8 protein-coding genes are annotated in these 7869 nt (G+C 64.1%); 3 read left to right on the plus strand and 5 right to left on the minus strand.

Features of this window, described 5'->3' with window-relative positions:
• Positions 1-32: 32 nt before the first annotated feature.
• A complete protein-coding gene (locus AC57B8_RS09470; protein ID WP_496479460.1) occupies positions 33-182 on the plus strand; it encodes a hypothetical protein in 150 nt (49 codons plus the stop codon).
• Positions 183-1139: 957 nt separating this feature from the next.
• Here AC57B8_RS09470 and AC57B8_RS09475 read toward each other — a convergent pair.
• The 5 genes from AC57B8_RS09475 to AC57B8_RS09495 all read right to left on the minus strand — a co-directional run bounded on the left by AC57B8_RS09475 (position 1140) and on the right by AC57B8_RS09495 (position 6566).
• Positions 1140-2000, minus strand: coding sequence for a prephenate dehydratase (locus AC57B8_RS09475; RefSeq protein WP_496479461.1), 861 nt, complete (start codon positions 1998-2000; stop codon positions 1140-1142).
• A gap of 277 nt (positions 2001-2277) precedes the next feature.
• Entirely contained in the window at positions 2278-3228 is a 951-nt protein-coding gene (locus AC57B8_RS09480) for an ArdC family protein (RefSeq protein WP_496479462.1), read from the minus strand.
• 1263 nt (positions 3229-4491) lie between these two features.
• Positions 4492-4752, minus strand: a complete 261-nt coding sequence (locus AC57B8_RS09485; protein WP_496479463.1) for a YlcI/YnfO family protein — start codon at positions 4750-4752, stop codon at positions 4492-4494.
• Positions 4753-4995: 243 nt separating this feature from the next.
• Positions 4996-5643 (minus strand): hypothetical protein, encoded by a 648-nt coding sequence (locus tag AC57B8_RS09490; RefSeq protein WP_496479464.1) that lies wholly within the window; start codon positions 5641-5643, stop codon positions 4996-4998.
• Between the two features lie 32 nt (positions 5644-5675).
• Entirely contained in the window at positions 5676-6566 is an 891-nt protein-coding gene (locus AC57B8_RS09495; RefSeq protein WP_496479486.1) for a LysR family transcriptional regulator, read from the minus strand.
• Between the two features lie 113 nt (positions 6567-6679).
• On the opposite strand from AC57B8_RS09495, the gene AC57B8_RS09500 reads away from it, so the two are divergent.
• Complete coding sequence (locus tag AC57B8_RS09500) at positions 6680-7531, plus strand: transporter substrate-binding domain-containing protein (RefSeq protein ID WP_496479465.1); 852 nt, start codon at positions 6680-6682, stop codon at positions 7529-7531.
• Positions 7532-7547: 16 nt separating this feature from the next.
• Positions 7548-7760, plus strand: a complete 213-nt coding sequence (locus tag AC57B8_RS09505; protein ID WP_496479466.1) for a hypothetical protein — start codon at positions 7548-7550, stop codon at positions 7758-7760.
• Positions 7761-7869: the final 109 nt, after the last annotated feature.

Genomic DNA, 7869 nt, shown 5'->3' on the forward strand with positions numbered 1-7869 from the left:
GCGCTTCTTCCGAGGACCGCTGGCGCCGCGCCATGGCCTACGCGCTGTCCGTGATCGGCGCCTTATCCTGCCGGCTGATCGAGCAGCGCTATGTGCTGGCCAACCCGTTCGCATGCGCGGAGCGAGCCGCGGCGCCGCTTTCGATGGATCCCGGGTGTTCACGGAGCACGAATGGACGCTGACCCGCTCCACCGCCGATGGCGTTCCGCCCGATCTGTGCAATGAGCCAGTGCAGACATTCCAGGCTTTCACCGGCGACATTGGGCGAATGGCAGACTGATCGGTGTCAATGGGAATTCGAACGGCCGCCATGGAATTCACCGGCGTTTACTGGGTTTCTGTCTACGAGGTTCTGGAAGAGCGCGGCCGGGAGCCGCATGCTGTCACCAGCGCTCATGGCGCGATACCAGACACAGCTGCCCGACAAACAGCGGCTCGCCGCCAAGCGGTGCGAGTTCTACGGCCTCACAACCTCGGCGGCGACCGAAGGCAACACTTCGCGGCGCGTCTGCCTCGAGGAGGCGGGGAACCCGGTTCAACGCTGTGCGCGCCTTCCGATGCGGTTCCATTCGGGGCCAATCATTCCGGTGGCGCAGGTCACATGAGGCGAATGGGCGCGGCGAAACGCTGCGGGACGGCCCTCTTGCGCCGACATGCCGATCAGTCGCCCCTCCCGGTCCAGCTGGACAAGAGTCGCACGACACCGGACCACGGGTATCGTTTCACGGAACTTCTGCACGGACTTCACTGCGACTTCACCTGGGTCACGCACACTGCCTCTCGACAGTGGTTCGGCGCTGGTAGAGGCCAGGGAGAAAAAATCCGCTCAGGGGAACCGCCTCGATGCCGGCCGCTGTCACTCTTTGGCAAGACGATGACCTGCGCAAACTGCGACTGCGGCACTGTCGGGCTACGGTCACCGACACCTCGGGCCTTGTTCGAGGCAAGGCTCAAGAGCTCATCGGCGCCCCAGTGATTGTCCGCATGCACGCCGTACTTGAGCGCCACGCGACGCTCTCCCGAATCGATAAGAAAGCAGGAGCGGCTGCCGATGTCTCAGCGAGTTGGCTCTCATTAGAGCGCGGCACTCGATCAGCTGCGTGGGTCGGGCAGCCCCTGTCTGCGCCTCCATGCAGACTTCAGTATCTTCGAGGATAGGAGCCGAGAAGCCGGAACTCCGCATGGTCCACCAGCAGCCTGGCGATCTCCGGCTGCGAGGCATGGCCCACGACGTCGACGACATACCGGTGGCCGTCCAGCGATCGCTTGCCCGGGCGTTCGTAGAGGGCCAGGACCTGGGCCGATCGCGCGAGCGTCTGCAGCGAGCGCTGAAAGCCCGCTTCGTCCACGGTCAACAGCAGCGTGGTCTTGTCGTTGCCGCTGGGTGCGGGCAGCGCACGCCCCAGCACCCACCAGCGCGTCGTGTTGTGGGGTCCCTCCTCGATGCCGTTGACGATCGGCGCGAGGCCATAGAGCCGCGCGGCGCCGGGCGGCCCCATCGCTGCGATGTCCGAGGCCGTCCCCTCCGCCACCGATCGCGCGGCAGCGCCACCGCTGGCTGCAGGCTGGCGCTTGACATCCGGCATCTCCAGGTCGAGCCAGGGCTTGACCTCCTCCAGCGCCACCGGATGCGCAAGGACCGTGCGGATGTCCTCCTTGCGGGTGCCGGGCTTGGCCAGCAGGCTGTAGCCCAGTGCCTTCGGATACTCGCCTACCACATGCACGCCATCGAGCGCCAGCACGTCATCGAGATAAGGCGTAGTCCCGACCACCGACGTCGTGACGGGCACGCAGGCCTTGGCCACGGCTTTCTCGCTCAGGGCCTTGAAGAGCGCCTGCCTGTCCAGCGCACCCAGGTCCGTGTCGCCGAACAGGTCCATGCAGGCTTGGTGGGTCCAGCTGCCCGCCGGCCCCAGGTAGGCGACCTGGGCGCTGGTGACGAAGGAGACGCCCATGGCAAGCGTGGCGATCGTGACGGCGTAAAGGGAAAGGGGTTTCATGAGTTTGACGGACCGGACAGCAACAACAACGGTGGAGCGAAACGCGCCCACCTCCACCGCGCACCGCGTCGCATCGCGATCCCGGCGCTGGAAGTCCGCACGTCTTCACAACGGAAGGCGCGATGATCCGGACAGCGAGCGCGCCCGGCAACGCTTGCGCGGCATGCACTTTCCCGAAGGCCGCCATGCCCGGATTCCAGGCGCTGGCAGCCATCGCGTTGCATGGCGCGAAACGAACCTGCACCACGGCCGAACGCGCGCCGGCCTGCGGCGGCCTTCATGCGCCCCCCGCGCTCGCCGCGGACTCTGCAAGGGCCGGCATTTCCCGCGCGACGATGAACGCGAAGGCCTCCTGCGCAAGACGCGCCGCCGTGAAGATCGCCATGCGGTCGCCGCGCAGCACCTGCAACCAGGCGCCGATGTAGGCCGCGTGCCCCTCGACCGTGGCATCAACCAGCCCGCAGTGGCCCATCACGAAGGCGCTGCCCAGTTCGGCCACCAGTTCCTCGAAGGCATAGGCCGCGTCGCCGAAACGCCGCCCGAAGCACCGGTTCAACCGATCGGGATGCCCCGTCCAGTGCACCAGCTCGTGCAGCGCCGTCGCGCACTGCGCCTCGGCACTCGTGAACTGCCGCGGCCAGGGCAGCCGGATTTCATCGAGACCTGGCAGATACGCCGCCTGATCGAAGCCATGCCGGATCGTCGCGTTGCAGCCTCCCAGCAGCCGTATCGCCCGCTCCACCGGAACCTGCACGCTCGCCGTCGGCGCAGCGACACCCAGGTCCACCACCTCGAGCGGCAGCCCGTCGATCTGCGCCGCGTTGAACAGCCAGAACGGCAGGCACATCAGCACACCCGCGCGGGCACCGGAGTCCGCGCTCACCGTCTCCTCATCCAATCCGTCTTCCAGGAGGGCGCCATCGGCATCCTCGCGGCGCTCACGCGCCTTGCGCTCGAAGTGCGCGCACAGCACGCCTCGCTCACCCTTGCGCACCTGGGCACCGAGACTTTGCGCCTGCCTGTAGGTCAGCCACACATTGGACGCATAGCCCTCTTCGATCGCCGCCTCCCAGAGCAGCAGCACGTTCGCACCGCGGTACGGCACCCCGGTCTTGCCGTTGCGCGGCACCCCGCGCGCCGCCGCCCGCGTCCAGCGTTCGCGGAACACATGGCCGCCCTTCTCCAGCATCGCGACGATCCGGTCCGTCACGACCTGGCGCATGTCCATGCGGTTGCGGCCCCGCGCAGCGGTGCCCGGGGATCCGGCGGTACCTCCACCTGCTTTGGGAGAGTCCTCGGGGGGTCCGGGGGGAACGCCCGTGGCTGCCCGGTTGCCAGAGCGATTCGGGCCGCCGGCAGCGCGCGAGCTGGAACTGGAAATCGAATGAGCGTGCATGGCTGGGCCTTTCTGCGGCGTGTGCCGCGGTGGTTGAACATCTGCTTTCGGAGCCGCCTCGACGCATGAACAGCGCGCGACAAGGGCCGATGTCCAGGGACCGCCCGCAAGCCGCAGCCGAGCGCAGCGAGGACCGGGTGAGGACGGAGGCAAAGCCCGCAGCCCTGGACAGTGGCCCGAGCGCGCTATGCGTCGGTCAAGAGGCGTCTTCGAACGCAGCGGCAACGCGCACAGACAGGCCGTGAAGCCCTGCACGCGACGCCCGCGCCGCCGAAGGCGGCACGCCATTGAGGCCCTGCGAAGCACACGCCCCACCTCAACGTCAGGAATCGCCGAACGTTCAGGCGGACGGCTGTCCAGTGACTGCCGTGCATGCACGGCCACTTGACGCACCGCGCCAGCTCTCGCAGCCGGCCGCTCCATCACCAGCCATCGAGCGCGTCGGGATGCACGCACCAGCGCGGTCCGCGCTCCGCGCGGATCACGAAGACGCAAGACATGGCCCGGGACCGTCGCCGGCAGACCGCGGCGCAGCCGTCAGGGGTTCGAAGACGGCCGCAGGCCGCAGCGCGCTGTTTGGCGCGCAGACCTGGCCGGCAAGAACGGTGTGCCACGTCCCACGTCGCGGCAAGCCCTACGCTCCAGTTTCACTTTTCTTCGGGCCGACGCGAGGCGAAGCGAGACGGGACGGCACGCTTGAAACTCGCCGTCTCTCGGACGCTGCACCGGATGGTGACTGCGCATGTGGGGAACTGGTGCTCAATGCCTGATGGCACGGACGACCTCACGGCCAGTGACAGTCGTCCTCCCGCTGATACCGGATGGCAGACACCACGGTCTCTCGTTCACTGACGATATGGAACAAGTCAACATAGCCCGAGGCACCAAATGGAATGACGAGTTCTCGCTCCAATCGGTCGTCGAAGGCGACGCGACAAGTGAAAGGATTGGACAAGATGCGGAACTCTCTCCGGATCGCCAGTAGTGCGCGATCCGGTAGTTCTCAGTCGCCGTGCTTGAGAACCGCCTCGAGGAGAAAGGCTTCAAGACGCAGCAGATCTTGCAACGCGTCGCGCGTCAAGTGCACGACATAAGTCACGCGCGCCGTTTGGAGCCGCCACCACGCCCATTCTCGACAGCCTTGCGCGCGATGTCGATCCGAGACTTCATCGCAGCGAACACCTCGTCTGCCACATAGAACTCGCCCGCACGGGCAAGCGAGGCGCGTCCACGCGCCACGAAATCTTGCTGTGCCTTGCGGCGACGAGCAGCATCAGTCGCCCCCTGCTCGACAAAATGCGACAGTGTTTCGCCTTCGAGCAACACGCCCTCGATCTGTTCTCGAACGGCAGCCATCACACGAACCAGTGGATGGTTGTGATCTTGCCCCCGTATTTCAGGACACGGGCTATTCGCAATGTAGCGTCTGCTCGATCTGAGCAAGGCGCTGGTGGGCATGCGCTACGACCCCGAGTGGCGTCTACACGTCCCAAACGGGTTCTAGACGCTCGATCAGACCCAGGACGTAGTCGAAACCCCCTCAGGTCGAAACTGGGCTCCAGGGTTGCCTGGACGGCAGGAAAGCCGGCGAGGTGAAATTCATACGCATCGGGCACTTTTGCGAGGAAACCGAGCGGCACCTTCTTCACGGCGAACATCGAACGGAGGATGGCAAGGGCCTTCTGCGAACCCAGATCCAGGTTCAGCCTCTCCATCAGCACGAAGATGTTCACGAAATCGCGCGGCCGCGCGGAGCCGGGCCGGGCTCTCTTGATGATGGGGCCGTACTCGGGCATCTGCTGGCAGATGGCCCGCAGCTTTTCTGCAGACGATCATCACGGGCGAGTACACGTAGATGGTGTAGCCCTCGAGGTCGGCGGGCTCCTTGTCCTCCACGTACTCGAAACGGCTGATGTCGATGGAGAACCGCGTGCCCTGGCCCAGATTCAACGCCATCCTTCGCAAGGCGCTCAGGTCCTTGCCGTGCGCCGCATGGACGTCTGCCGTCGCGAGTTTGAACACCACGTCATAGCCACCCCAGAAATGCCGCATGTCTTCCGAGATGGCCTTGGGCTTTTCAAGCATCTCGAAATCGAACAGGTGGAAACCGTCGACGGCGAAGGTCTCTTGCAACAACTTCTCGATCCGCTCCCGAACGGCAGCCGCTTCATCGCCGCAATCCTGTGCGAGCGCAGATCCACCGAGGCGCGTGTGCCTCCTGTACCGCATCCGGTCAGGCGCGCCCACGATCCTCCTGGCCCGCAGTCCGCGCCCGCGCATCAGTCCTGTGCGACAGAAGAATTTCGATGCAACTCGTCGAGGATGTCGAGAAATAGCTCAACACGAATAGTCATCGGCCGGGAGGCTTCGGTGATTGCACTGATCGTGTTGCTGAACACCGGGCCCTTCGGAAGTTCGGCCAGTGGATGTCGCCTCGCAACCAGCCCCGCATAGTGCTCCGGAAGAAGTCCCGCGTAGTTTCCGGTGGCGACAAGCACACCGATGGCCTCCAGCCCGCCGGCATCTGGTCCGCGCTCGAAACCGTGCTCGGCCAACGCCTGTTCGACAAATGGATGCGGCCGATACACAAGCGGAAGCTTGGGATCACGCCTGCGAGCCGTTTCTTTCGAAGCGTAAATGCGGTGCTTCTCGACAAAGAGCTTGCGATAGTCGAACAGCCGCTCCTTCTTGTACGTTCCACGGATCGCCACTTCGACACGTCGCTCCCGCAGCGCCTCGCTGAGCTGTGAAAACGTCATGACAGTGAGTTCGGGCTTGACGTCTGGTGCGCGCCGTCGAAGTTCGGCCAGTGCTTCGGGAATACGGCAATCCGTGTGGGTGATCACATGCTCGACCATGCCGATCGACAGCGTGCCTGACAAAACGCCGCGCACAGCGTCGATCTCAGGGCGTATCAGTTCCAGTGATTTGAGGGCCCGCGAGGCGAGTTCCACCGCGACCACGCCCGCGGTGCTCAACTTGAATCCTGCCGGACCGCGTTCGCACAGACGCACGCCGAGGCGCTCTTCGACCTCTCGAATGTGACGACTGATCGAAGCCTTCGACATGTTGAGCCGCTGTTCTGCCGCGGTGAATCCACCCGCCTCGGCCACAGTGCAGAAGATTCGCAGGGAGCGAAGGTCGCGTTCGGTGAAGTCGAGTCGGTTCATGGGCTGGAAGGTATCGAATTTCGGAACCTTACTACCAAAAGAATCATTTTTCATCTCCCGGTGCGATGGATAAATTCAGCCTCACAACACCCCACCTACCTGGAGACAAGATCATGCGTCACACAAGTCGACGGAATGTTTGCAAGGTCCTCGCGGCCGCCGCAGTGCTCGCCTGCCTCTCAGGAGCTGCGCTGGCCGAAGGCGGCAGCCTGGCTGACATCAAAGCGCGCGGCCAATTGACCGTTGGCACCGAGGCCGCCTACGAGCCCTACGAATTCGTCGAAAACGGCGTCGTGGTTGGCTACGGCCGGGACGTACTGGAGCACATGGCCGCCAAGTTGGGTGTCAAGCTCGTGCAGCTGAATCTGCCATTCCAAGGTCTACTGCCAGGCTTGATGTCGCGCCGCTTCGATTTCGTTGCCACCAGTGTCGGCATGACGGAAGAGCGTGCCAGGCGTTTCGCCTTCAGTCGCCCGGTTGGCATCGTGCGCTCGATGCTTGTCGTGAACGCGACCAACAAGGCACTGAACCGCCCGGAGGACTTGGCAGGAAAGATCGTCGGTACCCAGATGGGGTCACAAGCACAGCCAGTGACCCAAGAGTTCGATCGACAACTGAAAGAAAAGCACGGAAAGGGCTTCGCCGAGCTCAAATTATTCCAGACCTATCCGGACGTCAGTGTGGCGTTGAGTAACGGGACACTCGATGCGGGCGTTCTACCTTCCAACGTTCTGGGCGTGCAGATGCGACGTCAGCCAAGCTCGTTCAGGACGATCGGTGAGATCGGCTCGCCTCGGTTGTTGGGATGGGTAGCGAATCCGAAGGACGAAGAGATCCGAGGCTTCATCAACACCACACTGGAGGAGATGCGCGCCAGCGGAAAGTTGGCCGAGCTACAGAAAAAGTGGTTTGGCGAGACGATGTCGCTGCCGACGGCGGACTACCTGCCGAAGGGCGCGCTCTGAGCGCGAGCCGAAGAAAATGATCGACTGGCTGACCGTACACGGTGCCCTGCGGCCGTTCTACGACGGCGTCCTCCTGGGCGCAGGCGTCACGCTCTATACCAGCGCGATCGCTTTTGGCGTAGGGCTCGTTTTTGGCCTGGTCCTGCTGATGCTCCGTGTCGCGGCAGGACCGGTTGCTCGAGGGCTGGTCGCAATCTACGTCAGCGCCATTCGCGGCGGGGCTGTCTGAATTTTTGTGTTCGAGGCGGATGTTGATCTGCTCTCGATTGATTTCTCTTATGTCTTCAGGCCCCTGCCGGGCCGCCGGAGGCACCTCGGTTGAGCCCATGTATTCATGG

It is taken from the genome of Variovorax sp. BGA-UO-ETr-C22 (assembly GCF_059567965.1).

Coding starts and splice junctions, on each gene's coding strand:
- AC57B8_RS09480 (WP_496479462.1), bottom strand. CDS start 3,228: ATGGACATGCGCCAGGTCGTGACGGACCGGATCGTCGCGATGCTGGAG.
- AC57B8_RS09485 (WP_496479463.1), bottom strand. CDS start 4,752: ATGGCTGCCGTTCGAGAACAGATCGAGGGCGTGTTGCTCGAAGGCGAA.
- AC57B8_RS09475 (WP_496479461.1), bottom strand. CDS start 2,000: ATGAAACCCCTTTCCCTTTACGCCGTCACGATCGCCACGCTTGCCATG.
- AC57B8_RS09505 (WP_496479466.1), top strand. CDS start 7,548: ATGATCGACTGGCTGACCGTACACGGTGCCCTGCGGCCGTTCTACGAC.
- AC57B8_RS09495 (WP_496479486.1), bottom strand. CDS start 6,566: ATGAACCGACTCGACTTCACCGAACGCGACCTTCGCTCCCTGCGAATC.
- AC57B8_RS09500 (WP_496479465.1), top strand. CDS start 6,680: ATGCGTCACACAAGTCGACGGAATGTTTGCAAGGTCCTCGCGGCCGCC.
- AC57B8_RS09470 (WP_496479460.1), top strand. CDS start 33: ATGGCCTACGCGCTGTCCGTGATCGGCGCCTTATCCTGCCGGCTGATC.